At 72.2% G+C, this 16459-nt stretch carries 16 protein-coding genes; 4 read left to right on the forward strand and 12 right to left on the reverse strand.

Annotated elements, in window-relative coordinates:
• Window positions 1-9 precede the first annotated feature (9 nt).
• Window positions 10-1014: a 1-acyl-sn-glycerol-3-phosphate acyltransferase gene (locus tag ACBJ59_RS44295; protein ID WP_375116102.1), complete on the reverse strand. Its 1005-nt coding sequence runs from the start codon at window positions 1012-1014 to the stop codon at window positions 10-12.
• 28 nt (window positions 1015-1042) lie between these two features.
• Window positions 1043-1855 carry a patatin-like phospholipase family protein gene (locus ACBJ59_RS44300; RefSeq protein ID WP_375116103.1) on the reverse strand — a complete coding sequence of 271 codons (813 nt, stop codon included), beginning with the start codon at window positions 1853-1855 and terminating at the stop codon, window positions 1043-1045.
• A 120-nt stretch (window positions 1856-1975) separates the two neighbouring features.
• Between ACBJ59_RS44300 and ACBJ59_RS44305 the strand changes: the two genes are divergently transcribed.
• Genes ACBJ59_RS44305 through ACBJ59_RS44315 form a run of 3 tightly spaced genes read left to right on the forward strand, consistent with a single transcriptional unit; the run spans window position 1976 to window position 4696 of the window.
• Complete coding sequence (locus ACBJ59_RS44305) at window positions 1976-2884, forward strand: ATP-binding cassette domain-containing protein (RefSeq protein ID WP_375116104.1); 909 nt, start codon at window positions 1976-1978, stop codon at window positions 2882-2884.
• Entirely contained in the window at window positions 2862-3653 is a 792-nt protein-coding gene (locus ACBJ59_RS44310; RefSeq protein ID WP_375116105.1) for an ABC transporter permease subunit, read from the forward strand. The genes ACBJ59_RS44305 and ACBJ59_RS44310 overlap by 23 nt, the downstream gene beginning before the upstream one ends.
• Window positions 3653-4696 (forward strand): PucR family transcriptional regulator, encoded by a 1044-nt coding sequence (locus ACBJ59_RS44315; RefSeq protein ID WP_375116106.1) that lies wholly within the window; start codon window positions 3653-3655, stop codon window positions 4694-4696. The genes ACBJ59_RS44310 and ACBJ59_RS44315 overlap by 1 nt, the downstream gene beginning before the upstream one ends.
• Window positions 4697-4710: 14 nt before the next feature.
• On the opposite strand, the gene ACBJ59_RS44320 is transcribed toward ACBJ59_RS44315, so the two are convergent.
• The 4 genes from ACBJ59_RS44320 to ACBJ59_RS44335 form a co-directional block, all read right to left on the reverse strand.
• Window positions 4711-5328 carry a LysE family translocator gene (locus ACBJ59_RS44320; protein ID WP_375116107.1) on the reverse strand — a complete coding sequence of 206 codons (618 nt, stop codon included), beginning with the start codon at window positions 5326-5328 and terminating at the stop codon, window positions 4711-4713.
• A 5-nt stretch (window positions 5329-5333) separates the two neighbouring features.
• Window positions 5334-6281: a quinone oxidoreductase gene (locus tag ACBJ59_RS44325; protein ID WP_375116108.1), complete on the reverse strand. Its 948-nt coding sequence runs from the start codon at window positions 6279-6281 to the stop codon at window positions 5334-5336.
• 331 nt (window positions 6282-6612) lie between these two features.
• Entirely contained in the window at window positions 6613-7476 is an 864-nt protein-coding gene (locus ACBJ59_RS44330; RefSeq protein WP_375116109.1) for a virginiamycin B lyase, read from the reverse strand.
• Between the two features lie 242 nt (window positions 7477-7718).
• Window positions 7719-9455 (reverse strand): ATP-binding cassette domain-containing protein, encoded by a 1737-nt coding sequence (locus ACBJ59_RS44335; RefSeq protein WP_375116208.1) that lies wholly within the window; start codon window positions 9453-9455, stop codon window positions 7719-7721.
• A 175-nt stretch (window positions 9456-9630) separates the two neighbouring features.
• Here ACBJ59_RS44335 and ACBJ59_RS44340 point away from each other — a divergent pair, with 175 nt between their 5' ends.
• Complete coding sequence (locus ACBJ59_RS44340; protein ID WP_375116110.1) at window positions 9631-10179, forward strand: TetR/AcrR family transcriptional regulator; 549 nt, start codon at window positions 9631-9633, stop codon at window positions 10177-10179.
• Window positions 10180-10295: 116 nt separating this feature from the next.
• On the opposite strand, the gene ACBJ59_RS44345 is transcribed toward ACBJ59_RS44340, so the two are convergent.
• The 6 genes from ACBJ59_RS44345 to ACBJ59_RS44370 all read right to left on the reverse strand — a co-directional run bounded on the left by ACBJ59_RS44345 (window position 10296) and on the right by ACBJ59_RS44370 (window position 16458).
• Window positions 10296-11921 carry a serine/threonine-protein kinase gene (locus ACBJ59_RS44345; protein WP_375116111.1) on the reverse strand — a complete coding sequence of 542 codons (1626 nt, stop codon included), beginning with the start codon at window positions 11919-11921 and terminating at the stop codon, window positions 10296-10298.
• Window positions 11922-11996: 75 nt separating this feature from the next.
• On the reverse strand, window positions 11997-12587 hold the full coding sequence (locus ACBJ59_RS44350) for an HAD family hydrolase (protein ID WP_375116112.1): 591 nt from the start codon (window positions 12585-12587) through the stop codon (window positions 11997-11999).
• On the reverse strand, window positions 12577-13650 hold the full coding sequence (locus ACBJ59_RS44355) for an ABC transporter ATP-binding protein (protein WP_375116113.1): 1074 nt from the start codon (window positions 13648-13650) through the stop codon (window positions 12577-12579). The genes ACBJ59_RS44350 and ACBJ59_RS44355 overlap by 11 nt, the downstream gene beginning before the upstream one ends.
• Window positions 13647-14495, reverse strand: coding sequence for an ABC transporter permease subunit (locus ACBJ59_RS44360; protein ID WP_364136824.1), 849 nt, complete (start codon window positions 14493-14495; stop codon window positions 13647-13649). The genes ACBJ59_RS44355 and ACBJ59_RS44360 overlap by 4 nt, the downstream gene beginning before the upstream one ends.
• Window positions 14483-15307 carry an ABC transporter permease gene (locus ACBJ59_RS44365; protein ID WP_375116114.1) on the reverse strand — a complete coding sequence of 275 codons (825 nt, stop codon included), beginning with the start codon at window positions 15305-15307 and terminating at the stop codon, window positions 14483-14485. The genes ACBJ59_RS44360 and ACBJ59_RS44365 overlap by 13 nt, the downstream gene beginning before the upstream one ends.
• Complete coding sequence (locus ACBJ59_RS44370) at window positions 15304-16458, reverse strand: ABC transporter substrate-binding protein (protein ID WP_375116115.1); 1155 nt, start codon at window positions 16456-16458, stop codon at window positions 15304-15306. The genes ACBJ59_RS44365 and ACBJ59_RS44370 overlap by 4 nt, the downstream gene beginning before the upstream one ends.
• Window position 16459 lies beyond the last annotated feature (1 nt).

The raw sequence follows: 16459 nt of genomic DNA on the forward strand, positions 1-16459 counted from the left end.
GCCTGAGCCTCAGGTCCTGGCCATGCGCTGGGCACTGATCCAGGCGTCGATCTGCTCCCAGTGGTCGTACAGCCAGCGGATCCGGTCCTCCCGCGCCTGGGGCACCTCGTCGGCGGGGACGCGCCACCACTTCGCGGTGATGTGCGCGCTGAAGGGCAGCTTGCGCCAGACGTCCCCCAGCGTGATCAGGTCGTCGAGCCCGGTGTGCGCGACGAAGATGACGTCCGCCGACGGGCACGCCTCGATGGCCGTGATGGCGCCGTTCGGGCGGGGCGGCAGCAGGTGGTCCAGGCCGCGCGCCCGCTCGGCCTCCTCGGCCAGCCCCTTCTCCTCCAGCCGCCTGATCGCCAGCCGGCGGCGGCGCGGGGTGAAGTTCCCGCCCTCGGGGAAGATCACCAGGGCGTCCCGGTCGTCCATGGTCGCGGCCAGGTGGTGGATCTCGTCGATGATGCGCCGGTGCCCGGCCTTCCGCGGCACGAACGCGTTCGGCAGCCGGTTGATGATCACGTCGAGCGAGGGATCGTACTGGAGGGCGGCCTTCATGACGATGCGGGGCCGCCGCCGGTAGCGCGCCAGGAGGTGATAGATCAGCAAGAAGGAGTCGCCCGGACCCGCGTGCCGCGACAGCACGATGATCGGCCGGGCCAGCCGGGCGGCCCGCTCCTCCTCCGTCGGCTCCGGCTCCTCGATGTCCATGGCCAGCCGGAAGATCCGCACCGCCGCCGCGTACACCTTCGACAGGAACCACCTGACCAGCTCGTAGTGCCGCTCCTGGCGCCGGGTTCCGCCCGCCACCCACAACCACAGGCACGCGATCAGCACCGCCGACTCCAGCGTCAGCCACGCCACCCCGAACCAGACGAACCGCAGCCCCCTGCGCTGCGGCGGTGGCAGCCGGAGGGACGCCGCCGCCGTGACGACGAGCCAGAACGGCAGCGTCACCAGCATGAACGCGGTCACCACGATGACCAGCGGAGCCAGGACGAGCCGGCGCAGAATACGCGGTGGAAGCAACGCGGCCTCCCTCAAGGACTTACTTTCATCATGCTCCCCTGCTCCGCAAATAGCGCGAAGACGCCTGGTAGGCGCGGTCGATGCAGGCCGAGATCTGCGACACGTCGCGATAGCGCAGCGGCGAGAGCGCCTCGGTCACCCCGGCCGGCAGCACGTGCACCTCCACCCCCGGCGGCAGCGTGGCCAGGTCCTCGGCGAAGCGGTGCCGGCGGGCGATCTCGAACGCCACCATGCCCACCTCCCAGAACCGCCGGGGCGGCGCCAGCGGGCGCTCGATCCGGCCGACGTGCAGGACGTACACGCGCCTGGCCCCGAGCAGCACCGCCCGCCCGATCGGGATGCTGTGCACCAGGCCGCCGTCGAAGAAGTGTTCACCGCCGATCACGACGGGCGGCAGCAGCCCGGGCACCGCGCACGAGGCCAGCACCGCCTCCACCAGCGGCCCGCCGGTGAACCAGTGCGCCGCCGCCCGCTCGACCGAGGCCGCCACGCACTGGAACGGGACCTCCAGCTCCTCGATCCGGGAAACCCGCACGGTCTCGCTCAGAACCTCCCGCAGCGGGCCGATCGGGTGCAGATGGGTGCGCGTCCTGGCCAGTGTGGACAGCCGGGACACCCAGGAACCGGCGAACGCCGTACGTACGACATCGGACCGCCACAAGGTCGTCAGCCTGCCGACCGCCTCGGCGGGACCGGCGGCGATGACCGCCCCGTTCAGCGCCCCGACGGACGTGCCCACCACCAGGTCGGGCCGGATCCCTGCCTCGTCGAGCGCGCGCAGCATGCCGACCTCGTGCGCGCCGAGCACGCCGCCCCCACCGAGCACGAACGCGGTCTCCACCCGGCACCACCCCTCTGGACCTTTCCCGGAAGTTCTTGCCGTGTCCCGGAAACGAAGCGCGAAACAAGCTGCCGGATCCGCCCGATGACGCACGGGCCCGGCGAGCGGGACGATTCGGTTATGACAGCAGTGGTGCAGGCCGAAGGGCTGACCAAGTATTACGGCAAACGCCGTGGCCTGGAGGATCTCACGCTCGAGATCCAGCCGGGCGAGATCTTCGGCTACCTCGGGCCGAACGGCGCCGGCAAGACCACCACGATCCGGCTCCTCCTCGACGTGATCAGGCCCACCCGCGGCTCGGTACGGGTGCTCGGCGCCGACCCGCGCGAGCCCGCGATCCGCTCCAGGATCGGCTACCTGCCCGGCGAGCTCGCACTCGAGGGCCGCGAGCGGGCCAGGGACTACCTGCGCTTCCTCGGCAGGGTACGCGGCGGCGTGCCGGAGACCCGCATCGACGCGCTGGCGGAGCGGTTCGAGGCCGACCTGTCGGTGCAGATGCGCAAGCTCTCCAAGGGCAACAGGCAGAAGGTCGGGCTGATCCAGGCGTTCATGCACGAACCGGAGTTCCTCATCCTGGACGAGCCCACGGGCGGGCTCGACCCGCTGGTGCAGCAGGAGTTCCTGGCCCTGCTGCGGGAGGTGCGCAAGGCCGGGCGCACCGTGCTCATGTCCTCGCACGTGCTCGCCGAGGTGGAGGTCGTCTCCGACCGGGTCGGCATCGTCCGCGACGGCCGCCTGGTGGCCGTCGAGGACGTGGCGGCGCTGCGCGAGAAGGCGGTGCGCCGGATCGAGCTGCACTTCGACGCCCCCGTGCCGCGCACGGCCTTCGAGGGGCTGCCCGGCGTCCGCGACCTGCGGGTGGAGGGCGCCAGCGTGCGGTGCACGATCGACGGCCGGCCGGACGCGCTGGTCAAGGCGGCGGCGAAGTTCACGGTGGTGCACCTGGTCAGCGCGGAGCCGGACCTGGAGGAGATCTTCCTGACCTACTACAGCGAGGAGCGGCACGATGATCGCCAAGAGTCTGCGTGACAACCGGCGGGCGCTCATCTGGTGGACCGCCGGCATCAGCGTCTTCATGGCGATCTACCTGAGCGCGTACGCGACCGTCAAGCAGGACCCCGAGACCTACGGCCAGGTCGGGACGGACAAGTTCCCCGGCCCGCTGCGCGACCTCATGGGCGGCATGACGGACTTCGTCTCCGGCCCCGGTTACCTCCAGTCGGTCGTCTACCAGATCTTCGTCCCCATGCTGTTCATCGTGTGCGGCACGCTGCTGGCCAACCGGGCGATCGCGCAGCCGGAGGAGACCGGCACGCTGGAGCTGCTCGTCACCCTGCCGGTGGACCGGCGGCGGCTGGTGCTGGAGCGGTTCGCGGCCCTGGTGGTGTCGCTGCTCGCGGTGGCCTTCGTGACCCTGCTCCTGACGTGGGCGATCACCGTGTCGGTGGAGATGGGGGTGGCGTTCGACCGGATCCTGGCCGCGCACACCGGGGTGTTCCTGCTGGGGCTGCTGTTCGGCACCGTGGCGCTGGCCGTCGGCGCCGCCACGGGACGTCGGCTGGTCGCCTCGGCCGTGGTGGGGGTGTGGGCGGTGGCCGGGTACGTGGTCGTCACGATCGGGCGGAACATCGACGCCATCGCCTGGCTGAAGTGGCTCTCGCCGTTCCACTACTACACCGAGGGCAGGCCGCTCTACGAGGGGCTGCCGGTGGGGGACTACCTTGTCCTGGCGGGGGCGACGGCCGTGCTCGCGCTCACCGCGGTGCTCGCCTTCGACAGGCGTGACGTAGGAGTCTGATGGCGATCTCCGACCTGCCCGCCGACCTGCCGGCGGGCTTGCTCGCCGGCCTGCTGGCCGGGCATCGGGAGCGGCTGGCCGCCCACGCGGCGACGGGCCGCTTACCGGACCGGGTGGCGATGGACGCCTACCGCGCCGCCGGCACCAGGGCCGCCGAGCTGGGCGTACCGCTGCGGTCCCTCGTGGACGCCGCGCTCGCCGCCGGCGAGGGGCTGCCCGCGGTGCTGCCCGCGCTGCGCAAGGCGGTCTCGGCGCTGATGGAGGGGTACGGGCAGGCGCAGCTCGCGGCCCTCCGCCGCGAGGAGGACGCGCGCAGGGAGTTCGTGGACGACCTGCTCCAGGGGCGGGCCGAGCGGCTGGCCGAGCGGGCCGAGCACTTCGGGCTGCGGCTGGCGGAGTCGTACGTGGTGGCGGTGGCCCGCGGCATGGGCGACGGCGACCAGGACCGGATCGAGCGGGACCTGATCGCCCGGTTCGGCTCGCACAACGTGCTCGTGGCCGTACGCGACGGGCTCCTGGTGTGCGTGGCCCCGGCGACGCTGCCCGTCGCCGTGGGGGAGTTCACCCACCACGTACGCGCCCGCTTCCCGCCCGGCTGGCGCGTGGGCGTGGGCCGGGCGCAGCGGGGGCCGGGCGGCGTGGTGGCGTCGTACCGGGAGGCGGCGCAGGCCCTGGAGCTGGCCGACGGGCTCGGCCTGCGGATCGACGTGGTCAAGGCCGCCGACCTGCTGGTCTTCCCCGTGCTGCTGCGCGACAGGAACGCCATCGAGGATCTCGTGACCAGCGTCCTGAACCCGCTGCTGGAGGCACGGGGCGGGCACGAGCCGCTGCTGGAGACGCTGGAGGCCGTCTTCGCCTCGCACGGCAACCAGACGGCGGCCGCGCGGCGGCTGGGGCTGAGCCCGCGGGCGGTGACGTACCGGCTGGAACGCATCCGCCGCCTGACCGGCTTCTCCCCGGACGACCCGACACAGCGCTTCACCCTGGAGACAGCCGTCCTGGGCGCCCGCCTCCTCGGCTGGCCGGCCGGGTTCGCCCGCTGAAGCCAGCCGGTCCGTCAGTCGCTCACCGCGAGGCGTACGCCGAACCCGACGATCACGACCCCGGTCAGCCGATCGAGGAACCGCCGTACCCGGGCCGAGCGCAGCACCCCGCTCATCAGCGACGCGAACCCGATCAGCACCGCGCTCCACACCAGCCCCTCCACCACGTGCACCCCGGCCAGCGCCAGCCCCATCAGCGCGTGCGGCGCCTCCGGGGGGATGAAGTTCGGCAGCATGGCCACGTAGAAGGCCCCCACCTTGGGGTTGAGCAGGTTCGTGACCAGCCCGCGCCGGAACCCCTTCCAGAACCGGACCTCCTGCCGCTCCGGCATGTCCTGCGCCTCGGCCTTGGTCATGAGCATGCGCAGGCCCATCCACACCAGATAGGCGGCCCCGGCCCAGCGCAGGACGTCGTAGGCCAGCTCGGAGGCCGCCAGGAGCGCCGACAGCCCGGCCGCGGTGAGCACGCCCCAGGTCAGCGTGCCCGCCTGGATGCCCAGCGTCACACCCCAGGCGGGCCGCCGCCCGGCCAGGAGGGACGTTCGCAGGATGAGGGCCGTGTCGAGGCCGGGAGTCAGGGTGAGCAGCGCGACCACGGCGGCGAACGACCAGATCGATCCTGCGATGTCCATGAACGTCAGGGTATGAGAAGCAGCTTTCCGGTCGTACGACGGGCCGCCAGGTCCTCGTGGGCCTGCCGCGCGTCCGCCAGCGGGTAGCGGTGCGAGACGTTGATCCGGAGCTGCCCGGCCGCGATCCAGCCGAACAGGTCGGAGGCGCGTTGCAGCAGCTCCTCGCGCTCGGCGATGTAGTGGATGAGCGTGGGCCTGGTGAGGAAGAGCGAGCCCTTCTTGTTGAGCGTCTGGGGGTCGAACGGGGGCACCGGGCCGCTGGCGGCGCCGTACAGGGCCATGAGGCCGCGCGGGCGGAGCACCTCCAGGCCGCCGTCGAACGTGGCCTTGCCGACGCCGTCGTACACCACGTCGATCTTGCCGCGCAGCGCCTCGGCGAAGCCGTCGTACCCCAGCACCTCGTCGGCCCCCGCCTCCCGGGCCAGCTTCTCCTTCTCACCGGTGGAGACCGTGGCGTACACCTTGGCGCCCTTGAGCTTGGCCAGCTGGATCAGCAGCTGCCCCATCCCGCCCGCGCCCGCGTGGACGAGAACCTGGTCGCCCTCCTTGACCTCGTGCGTGGAGTGGGTCAGGTAGTGGGCCGTCATGCCCTGCAACATCGCCGCCGCCGCCACCTCGGCGGACACCCCCTCCGGCACCGGCACCGCCCTGCCGGCCGGGATCACGGCCTTCTCGGCGTAGCTCCCGAGGACGTTGGCCCACGCGACGGTGTCCCCCACCGAGACGTCCCGCACCCCGGCCCCGACCGCCGACACCGTCCCCGCGCCCTCGGAGCCGATGGAGGTGGGCAGGTTGAGCGGGTACGCGCCGGAGCGGTGGTAGATGTCGATGAAGTTGACGCCACTGGCGGCGACGTCGACCACGATCTCCCCGTCACCGGGAGTCGGATCGGGATGCTCGACGTATTCCAGAACCTCGGGGCCGCCCTGGGCGGAGACGATGATGGCATGCATGCCCCTAGTCAACTCCGCCACCACCAGACGATGCCACCCGGGTCGGGCGTTCCACCCATCACTTGAGAACCGCGACGGGGCCGAGCCGCCGAAAGCCTCATGACGCCCCGTCCGCCGCGGACCACGCCAGACCGCCCAGCCGGGCGAGGCCGTGACAGACCGTGCGGCCGGGTGAGGTGGTGACAGGCCGCTCTACTGAGTGCGCCCGTGACAGGCCGTGCGGCCAGGCGAGGCGGGGACAGGCCGTTCGGCCGGGTGGGCCCGTGATCGGCCGTGCGGGGCCGGCTGAGGCGGAAAGGCAGGCCGCTTCCGAAGCCGCCTCGCCGCCCGGTCAGCCCAGCCGGGCCAGAGCGCCCGCTTCCAGGGCCACCCATACGGCACGGTCCGGCCCCACGGTCAGCCCGTGCGGCTCGGCCTTCCGCCCGCCGTCACCTTCCCCCGGCAGCCCAGGAAGCGGCAACTCCTCGATCACCCCGTCGGTGGTGATGCGGCCGATCCGGTCGGCGGCCCACTCCGTGAACCAGAGCGCGCCGTCCGGACCGGCGGTGATCGCATGGGGACGGGCGGCGCGGTCGGGAAGCGGGTGCTCGGTGATGGCCCCGGACGTGTCGATCCGCCCCACCTGGCCCGCCCCGATCTCCACGAACCACAGGGCCTGGTCCGGGCCCAGAGTGATCCCCACCGGGGCGGCCCCCTCCGTGGGAAGCGGATGAACGCTCACCTCGCCCGCCAACGAGATGCGGCCGATGGCGTTGCCCTGGTTGAGGGTGAACCAGAGGGCGTCGTCGGGACCCGCCGTGATGAACGACGGCATGCCACCCTCCACCGGCACGTCGAACTCGGTCAACGCCCCGTCGGCGCCGATCCGGCCGATCCTGCCGGGCTCCATCTCGGTGAACCACATCGCCCCGTCGGGCCCCGCCGCGATCCCGTACGGAGAGCTCACCTCGTGTACGGTGCGCCGCCCGTCAGTGGTGATGCGGCTGACCCGTCCACCCTTACACTCGGTGAACCACATGGCTCCGTCGGGCCCGGGCGCGATCACCGTGGGCAACCCGTCGGCCGGGTCGAGCTGGTGGATGACAGGCTCCTCACCGGGCACCAACCTCCCCACCCGCCCTTGGTGGACGAGCGTGAACCACAGCGCCCCGTCCGGCGCGGTGGCGATGCCGTACGGCGCGCCGTCTTTGATCATGGTCAACATATGTTTCCCCCGAGAAGCTTGGTCGTCCTGCTTGCAAGTGCCGGTGGCTGTCGGCCGGAGCCTCGGCCCGTGGGCGTCGGTTGCTGTCGGGCCGGAATCCTGGCCGGTGGCGGCCGGTTGCTCACGGCTGCCGAAGTCCTGGCCGGTTGACGCCGGTTGGCGCCGGTCGGGCCGGTCGGGCCGGTCGGCGTCTCGGTCGGTGAGGGGCGTAGCGGGCTTGATCAGCGGCTGGGTCAACGTACGCGCCCCTTCTCCACCTCGATCGCGGTACCACGGAAGCGTCGGACGAGGGCGCGGTCGTGGGACACCACGACGAGCGCGCCCCGGTAGGCGTCGAGGGCCTGCTCCAGCTCCTCGGCCAGCACCGGCGACAGGTGGTTCGTCGGCTCGTCGAGCAGCAGCAGGTCGTGTTCCCCGGCCAGCAGCCTGGCCAGGGCCAGTCTGCGCTGCTGCCCGACCGACAGCGTGCCCACCCGCTGGTCGAGGGTGTTCGGCCGGAACAGCCCGGTGCTCAGCAGCGCGGCCCTGCGCTCGTCCGCATAACCCACGCCGTACGCCTCCAGCACGCTCTGGCCCGGATCGAAGCTCACCTCCTGCGGCAGGTAACCCACCCTGCCCTCGGCCCGCTCCGCCAGGGTGCGCAGGAGCGTGGACTTGCCCGCGCCGTTGACCCCGCGAACCAGCAACCGGTCGCCCGCCCTGATCGTCAGCGCCTCGACCCGCAGCCGGTCACCGACCCGGACGTCGCGCAACTCCACGAGCACGCGAGGACCCGCCTCCTCGGCCCGGCCACGGACCTCCTCGGCCCCGCCTCGGGCCGCCCGCGTGCCGGTCTCCTCGGCCGCCTGCGCGCCCGTCTCCCCGGCGGTCTGCTCGGCCCCACCGCGGGCGGGCTGGTCGGTGGTGTCCGGGGCCGATCCCGTGGTGGTGTCCGGGGCCGATCGCCTGGGGGCGTACTGGGTCGTGGGCGGAGGGGCGGCCGGGAGGTGGTCGGCCGGGGCGGCGGTGCCGAACGTGCCGCGGAAGCGTAGCGGGTCAGGAGGGCGCGGGACCGGGTCGGACTCCAGGCGGCGGAGCCGTTCGTGGGCGTTGCGGACGCGGCCCGCCACCGAGCTCTGCACCCGGCCGGCATTGCGGTCGTAGGCCATCTTGTTGTTGTCGCGCATCAGCCGCCCCGCGGCCACCCGGTGCGCGGTGGTGGCCGCGTATTCGCGCACCTGCCGCACCTCCTCGCGCCACGCCGCGTACGCCTGCTCCCAGCGCGCCCTGGCCGCCGCCTTGGCCGCGAGGAAGCCCGGGTAGCCGCCGCCGAAGCGGGTCACGGTGCCGTGCTCGACCTCGAGGACGGCCGTGGCGACCCGGTCGAGGAAGACGCGGTCGTGCGAGACCACGGCCACCGTGCCCCGGTGCTCGCGCAGGCGCTCTTCGAGCCAGGCCAGCGCCGGCTCGTCGAGGTGGTTGGTCGGCTCGTCGAGCAGCAGGACGCGCGGCCCGGCGGCCAGCACGCACGCCAGGCCCAGCCGCGCCTGCTCCCCGCCCGACAGGCTCGACAGCCGCCGGTCGCGGCCCACGTGGGCCAGCCCCAGGCCGTGGAACGCCTTGTCCACGCGCGCGTCGGCCTCGTAGCCGCCCCGCAGCTCGTACGCCGTGAGCAGCTCCCCGTATTCGTCCATCGCCTCGTCGGTGGGCGCCGACTCAGTGGGCGCCGACTCGCTGAGCGCCGACTCCAGCTCGCGCATCCTGCGCTCCATGGCGCGCAGATCGGCCAGCGCGGCGTCAACGGCCTGCTGGACCGTGTGGCCGGGCGGCAGCCCGAGAGTCTGCCCGAGGTAGCCGAGGTCGAGGTCGCCGGTCACGCGCACCTCGCCGTCGTCGGGCCGCTCGACCCCGGCCAGCAGGCGCAGGAGCGTGGACTTGCCCGAGCCGTTCTCGCCGACGATGCCGGCGCGCTCGCCCGGCCCCACGGACATGGACACGTCGGTGAGGACGGCCCGCTCGCCGTATGACTTGGAAACCCCGCGGAGGTGGATCAGGATGGAACTCCAATCGCTACTGTTGTAGCGTTAGAATGCCATGCGGAGACGGCTAACGCAACTGGAGTAGTAATTGGAGACCAGCAAGCGCCCCGGAGGACGAAGCGCGCGGGTGCGTGACGCCGTGCGCCAGGCCACGCTCGCCGAGCTGGTCGAGCACGGCTACCCGGGCCTGACGGTGGAGGGCGTCGCCGAGCGGTCGGGCGTGCACAAGACGACCGTCTACCGGCGCTGGGGCGGTGTCGAAGGGCTGATCTCCGACGCGCTGGAGCTGGCCAGGGACGAGCCGTGGCCCATTCCGGACACCGGCTCGATCGAGGGTGATCTGCGGGGCATCGTCCAGCTCGTACGCAGCGGGTTCGCCGATCCCGAGCTGGGGCCGGTGTCGTCGGCGTTCGTGGCGGCCGCCGTACAGAATCCCGCCGCCGCGCGGGCGCTGCACGAGTTCTTCGTGGCCCGGCACGAGCAGTCGGCGGAGGTGGTCCGGCGGGCGGTCGAGCGGGGTGAGCTGCCCGACGTCGTGGACGTCAGGGAGGTGATCAGGGTGGCGGTCGCGCCTGTCTACTACCGGCTGTTCGTCGCGCACGAGCCGGTGACCGAGCGCGACGCCGACCGCGCCGCCGACGCGGCCCTGGCCGCGGCCCGCGCCGGAGTCCTGTAGCCCTCGGCGGCGGCGCGGAAGGGAGCCTTCGACAGCCCCGGACGGGAACTCTTGCCGGCCAGGACGGGAGCCCCTGACCGCCAGGACGGGAGCCCTCGGCGGCCCGGACGGGGCGGTCAGGGCTCCTTCTGGCCGCGCAGCTCGAAGTCGTCGAACGTGGTCTTCAGCAGCGACTTGCCGTCCTTCGGCGTACGCGCGAACAACCCGAGGGTCCCGTTGCCGATCCCGTTCGGATCCTCCACCTGCTGCACCTGCTCGTCGTTCACCCACATCGTCAGCCGCACGGTGCTCCCGGCCTGCTCGCACGACGCCACGATCCGGGTCTTGCCGCCCGGCAGGCCGTCCACCTGTACGGGAGCGGCCAGCGTGCCCCCAGCCCCGTCGAGGATGCGCCGGATCCGGGCCTTGCCGGTCGTGTCCAGCCCGAACTCGTAGTAGGTGTCGTCGTCATCGGAGTTGTGGCAGTAAATGCCGTATTCGCCGGTGCCGACGGACCTCTTGACCTCGGCGGTGACGGCGACGACGACGGACGAGGGCAACATCGGCGTGGGGCTGGCCGACGGGCCGGGCGTGGCCGTCGGCGTGGTGACCAGGAAGGGGAGAGGGGCCTTCGCCCACCGCTCCTCGTACCCTTCCTCCACGTCCAGCCCGTAGGTCCCGTCGGTCCGGTATCCGTAGCTCGTGGTCTCCTCAGGGTCGTACACGCCGTTCCAGCCGCCGGTGGTCTGCGTGAAGTCCTCCCGGTAGAGGACGCTCAGGTCGTCGGGCGGTCCGCCGGGGGCCAGCACGGCCCACGCGGTCACGCCCCCTGCCACCAGGACGGCCGCGGCCCCCGCGAGACCCGTGTACAGCTTGCCCCGCCCCGGCTTCGCGGGCGGAGCGGGCGTGTAGGGGAGCGTGGACTGCTGCCAGGCCACGCTCACGGTCCGGGCCGCCTGCTCCGGCGCCGCTTCCCGCCCGACGAGGTGGTCGAGCAGCTGCTGTGCGGTGGGCCGCATGGCCGGGTCCTTGTGCAGGGCGGCGGCGACCAGCTCGCGCAGGCCGGGTTCGACGGCGTCGAGGTTCGGCTCGGTGTTGAGCACCTGGTAGACGATCGACGGCAGCGTGCCCCCGCCGAACGGCGCCCGCCCGCTGGCCGCGAACGCCACCAGGCAGCCCCACGAGAACACGTCGCAGGCCGGGGACACCGGGTCGCCCCGCAGTACCTCGGGGGCCATGTAGCGGGGCGTGCCGACGATCTCGCCGGTGCTCGTGACGCCGCCGAGCGTGTCGAGAGCCCGCGCGATGCCGAAGTCGATCACCCGGGGGCCGACGGGCGACAGCAGCACGTTCGACGGCTTGAGATCCCTGTGCACGACCCCGGCCCCGTGGATGGCGGTGAGCGCGGTGGCCACGCTGACGGCCAGCGCGTCGAGGCTGGACCCGCGCAGGGGCCCGGACTGGAGTACGGCCTCGTCGAGGTTGGGGCCGGGCACGTATTCGGTGACGACGTAGAGCTGGTCGCCGTCGAGCGCGGCCTCGATCACGGCGGCCGTGCAGAACCTGCGGACCCGCTGCGCCGCGTCCGCCTCCCTGCGGAACCGCATGCGGAACTGCTCGTGCTGGCTGAGCTCCGGGTTGATCACCTTGACGGCGACCCGTTGCCCAGCAGGATCCTCGGCCAGATGGACCGTGCCCATCCCGCCCCGCCCCAGCACACTAAGCAGCCTGTAGCGCCCGATGTGGGAGGTTTCACCGCTCACGGCGCGCTAGCTTACCGACACAAGCCTTCCCGCCGCAGGCCTCGCGCACGGACACGCGTACACCGAGGGTAACGATCAGGGCGGGAAGGACCCGCGCAGGCGATCCAACGACGGCAGCCCGCTCTCCTGCGACACCACCAGCACCCGGCACCCCGCCGCCGTGGCCGCCGCGATCCCGGTCGGGCTGTCCTCGACGGCCACGCAGCGTGAGGGTGTCGCGCCGAGCCGCCGGGCCGCCTCCAGGTACGGGTCCGGCCACGGCTTGCCCCGCTCCGTGTCCTCGTTCGCGATCACCAGGTCGAACGCGTGCCCCAGCCGCGGCAGCGCCAGCTCCACGATGCTCCGGGGAGAGGCGCTGACCAGGGCGGTGGGGATGGCGGTGGCGGCCAGGTCCGACAGGAGCTGCCGCGCCCCCGGCATGACCGTCAGGTCCCGTACGACGCGGTCGGCGAAGGCGTCGGTGAGCCGTCCGGTGAGCTCCGGCTCACCGAGGAAGCCGGCCACGTCCTCGATCGTGCGGCCGTGTACGTACGGGGCGTCGGCGGGGGACAGGCGGCGGCCGAGGGATCCGGCGACGGCGGCGACCGCCTGCCACCAGAGGCCCTCGGTGTCCACCAGCGTGCCGTCCAGGTCTAGCAGGACGGCCTCGGGCAGGTCAGACCGCATCGGCGGGCACGACCGGCACGGGGACGGTGACCGTGCGGGCGGCCACCAGGACGGGCCGCTCCACCAGCCGCACCGTGACGCGTGTGCCCGGCCCGAGCCGGATCGCCTCGTGTCCCGGCACGTCCGCGAGCACCTCCCCGCCCTCCACCGCCAGCCTGAGCCGGACGGAGGAGCCGCGGAACGAGGCGGCCAGCACCTCGGCGGGCCCGTCCTCGGACGGTACGACCTGCACCGCCTCCGGACGGATCAGCACGTCCACGGACGGATCCTCAGGAATGGGACCGTCCACCGGGAGGAGCTGGCCGAGCACCGTCACCTGGTCCCCGGACACCCGCCCGGCCAGGTGGTTCATGGTGCCGACGAACTCGGCGACGAAGGGCGTGGCCGGACGGTCGTACACCTCGGCGGGCGCACCGACCTGTTCGAGCCGCCCGTCCCGCAGCACCGCCACCCGGTCGGCGATCGACAGGGCCTCCTCCTGGTCGTGCGTGACGAAGATGGTGGTGATGCCCAGGTCGAGCTGGATGCGGCGGATCTCCTCGCGCAGCGTCACGCGTACCTTGGCGTCCAGTGCCGACAGCGGCTCGTCCAGCAGCAGGACGCTCGGCTCCAGGGCGAGCGCGCGGGCCAGCGCGACGCGCTGCTGCTGGCCGCCGGAGAGCTGGTGCGGGTAGCGGTCGGCGTGCGTGGGCAAGCCGACGAGTTCGAGCAGCTCGTCCGCCTTCGCCCGCCTGGTGGCCACCGGCACCTTGCGGACGCGCAGGCCGAAGGCGACGTTGTCGCGGGCGTTCAGGTTGGGGAAGAGGGAGTAGGACTGGAAGACCATGCCCGCGTCCCGCTTGTTGGCCGGGACGTTCGTGACGTCCTTGCCGTCCACCAGCACCGCCCCCGAGTCCGGCCGCTCGAACCCGGCCACGCAGCGCAGCGCCGTCGTCTTGCCGCAGCCCGAGGGGCCCAGCAGGGCGACGAACTCCCCGGGGGCGACGATCAGGTCGAGGCCGTCCAGCGCGACCGTCTTCCCGAACTCCCGCCGCAGGGCACGGAACTCCACCGATGCGGTCATTTCCCCTTCTCCTTGCCAAAGATGGTGGACACTCCGAGCAGCAGCAGCCAGATGAGCAGCAGGCTGAGGATCGACACCGCGACCGACAGCTGTCCCTTGGAGCCCGAGACGGTCACGATCCACACCGCGAACGGCTCGTACCCGAGCAGGCTGGCCACGGTGTACTCGCCCAGCACGAGGGCCAGCGTCAGGAACGACGCGCTGGCCAGGGCCGAGCGCAGGTTGGGCACGATCACCCGCACCAGCACGTACGGCCAGGAGGCTCCCAGGTTGCGGGCCGCCTCCACCAGCGTCCGCACGTCCATCGTGCGCAGCCCGGCGTCCAGCGACCGGTACACGAACGGCAGCACCAGCACCACGTACGCCAGCACCAGCACCACGGGGAACGCCGGATCCTGCACCGCGATCAGCGTGGCCCAGAACGGCGTCGGCGCCAGCACCTCGGTCCCGTTGCGCAGCGACGTGCCGATCCCGGCCACGAACGTGATCGGCGGCACGACCAGCGGCAAGGTGCAGAGCACCTCCATGACCGGCCGCAGCCGGGGCGCGAACAGCCGCACGGCCAGCATCGCGGGCAGTGCCAGCAGCAGCACCAGCGCGATCGTGGCGACGGCCAGCCCGAGGGAGAGCGACAGCGAGCGGACGAAGCCCTCGGCCGTGAACAGCTCGCCGTACGCCGAGAACGACACCCCGGAGGTCGGCGTGTAGATCGTGTACCAGAGCGAGGTGCACAGGGGGACCAGGAAGTACACGGCGGCCAGCAGGAACACCGCGCCGCGCCACGCCCGCGGCGGGCGACGGGGAGCGGCGCCGGAGACCCCCTCCAGACCGGTCAGTGCAGCCATCGGGAGGTCCTCCTCTGCAGCGGCAGGTAGATCGCCATCACCAGCCCGGCCACCACGATCATGTCCAGGCTGAGTGCCAGCGCGATGTTCTCGTAGCCGACCAGCACGTCGCCGGTCAGCGCGCTGGCGATCTTCAGGGTGACGAGCGGGACGACGGTGCCGACCATGGCGTTCGCGGTCGCGTACGCGGAGAAGGACGAGCCGAACAGCAGCACGACCCCGCCCAGCATGGCCGGGGCCAGCACCGGCAGCGCGACGAAGCGCCAGTAGTGCCAGGTGGTGGCCCCGCTGTTGGCCGCCGCCTCGCGCCACTGCGGGCGCAGCCCGTCCAGCGCCGGGGCCATGGCCAGCACCATCAGCGGGACCGAGAAGTACAGGTAGACGATGACCAGCCCCCAGAACGTGTACAGGGAGCCGGAGGGCAGCCCCAGCAGGCCGCTGATCACGCCGGAGTTGCCGAGCGTGGCGATCCAGAAGAACGCCAGCGGCACCCCGCCGAAGTTGGCCAGCACGCCGGACGCGGTCAGCACGGACTCGCGCAGCAGCGTGCTGCGCGAGGTCACGACGGCGTGGGCGAGGAAGGTGCCCAGGACGGCCCCCAGCAGCGCCACCACGGCCGACAGCTTGACGCTGCCGGCCATGGCGGTGAGGTAACCGCCCTGCAGGCTCTGTGACAGGTTGGACAGGCTCGGCCGCCCCTGCGCCGTGAACGCTCCGGCCACCAGCGCCACGGCGGGGATGCCGAACACGAGCGCGAAGAACGCCAGCAGCGGCAGCGCGCCGAGCCAGCCCCTCGAACGGGAGCGGGTCATCCCGAGATCGCGGCGTCCCAGCCGCTGGCCAGCTTGGCCTTGGCCGTGTCCACCTGCTCGGTCGTCGGGAACGTGGGCTCGCCCTCGACCGCGGGCAGCTTGTCGGCCAGCGCCTGGTCCACGGTGCCGTCGGTGGTCATCGCGGGCAGCAGGACGGGGCGGGCGAAGCCCTTGAGGAAGAGGTTCTGGCCCTCGGCGCTGTAGAGGTACTCCTGCCAGAGCCGGGCGGCGGCCGGGTGCGGGGCGTCCTTGTTGATCGCCTGGGCGTACATCTGGAAGTACTTGCCGTCGGTGGGGACGTTCACCTTCCAGTCGAGGCCCTTGGCGGCCATCTGGGGCGCGTAGGCGGCGTTGTTGTAGTCCCAGTCGATGCTGATCTTGGTCTCGCCCTTCTCGATGGTCGCGGGCGTGGTCTCGACCGGGTTGTAGTTGCCGGCCTCCTTGAGCTTCTTGAAGAAGTCGATGCCGGGCTGGATGTCGTCGAAGGAGCCGCCGCTGGCGATGGAGGCCGCGTACACGCCGGCGAAGGCCGAGCCCGACTTGGTCGGGTTGCCGTTCATCGCGACCTGGCCCTTGTACTCGGGCTTGAGCAGGTCGGCGAAGCTCGTCGGGCAGACCTTGATCTGCTTGGCGTCGCAGCCGATGGACACGTAGCCGCCGTAGTCGTTGACCCAGAGCCCGGTCGCCTCCTTCTGGCCCTCGGGGATCTTGTCGAAGGTCTGCACCTTGTACGGCGCGAACAGCCCTTCGGCGGCGCCGCTGATCGCGAACGACTGGCCCAGGTCCAGCACGTCGGGGGCGCGGTCCTGGCCCTTGCGGGTCTTCACGGCGTTGATCTCGTCGGCGCTGGCCGCGTCGGGGGTCTCGCTCTCGATCTTGATGCCGTACTTGGCCTGGAACTTCTCGATGATCTCGCCATAGTTGGCCCAGTCCGGCGGGAGGGCGATGACGTGCAGGTTGCCCTCCTTCTTGGCCGCCTCGACGAGCTTGTCGAATCCGCCGAAATCGGCGGCGGAGGTGGCGGTGGCGGCGTTCACACCGCCTTGCGAGGCCTGGGTGGTCTGCTGGGTGCCGGGAGCGGCGCCGCACGCCGCGGTGACTACGGTAAGGACTGCGACCACGCCGGTCGCACGGGCGCGAGATGTGAGCACG

Origin of the sequence: Nonomuraea sp. MTCD27, from assembly GCF_041950495.1 — a bacterium.
Taxonomy (GTDB): Bacteria; Actinomycetota; Actinomycetes; order Streptosporangiales; family Streptosporangiaceae; genus Nonomuraea.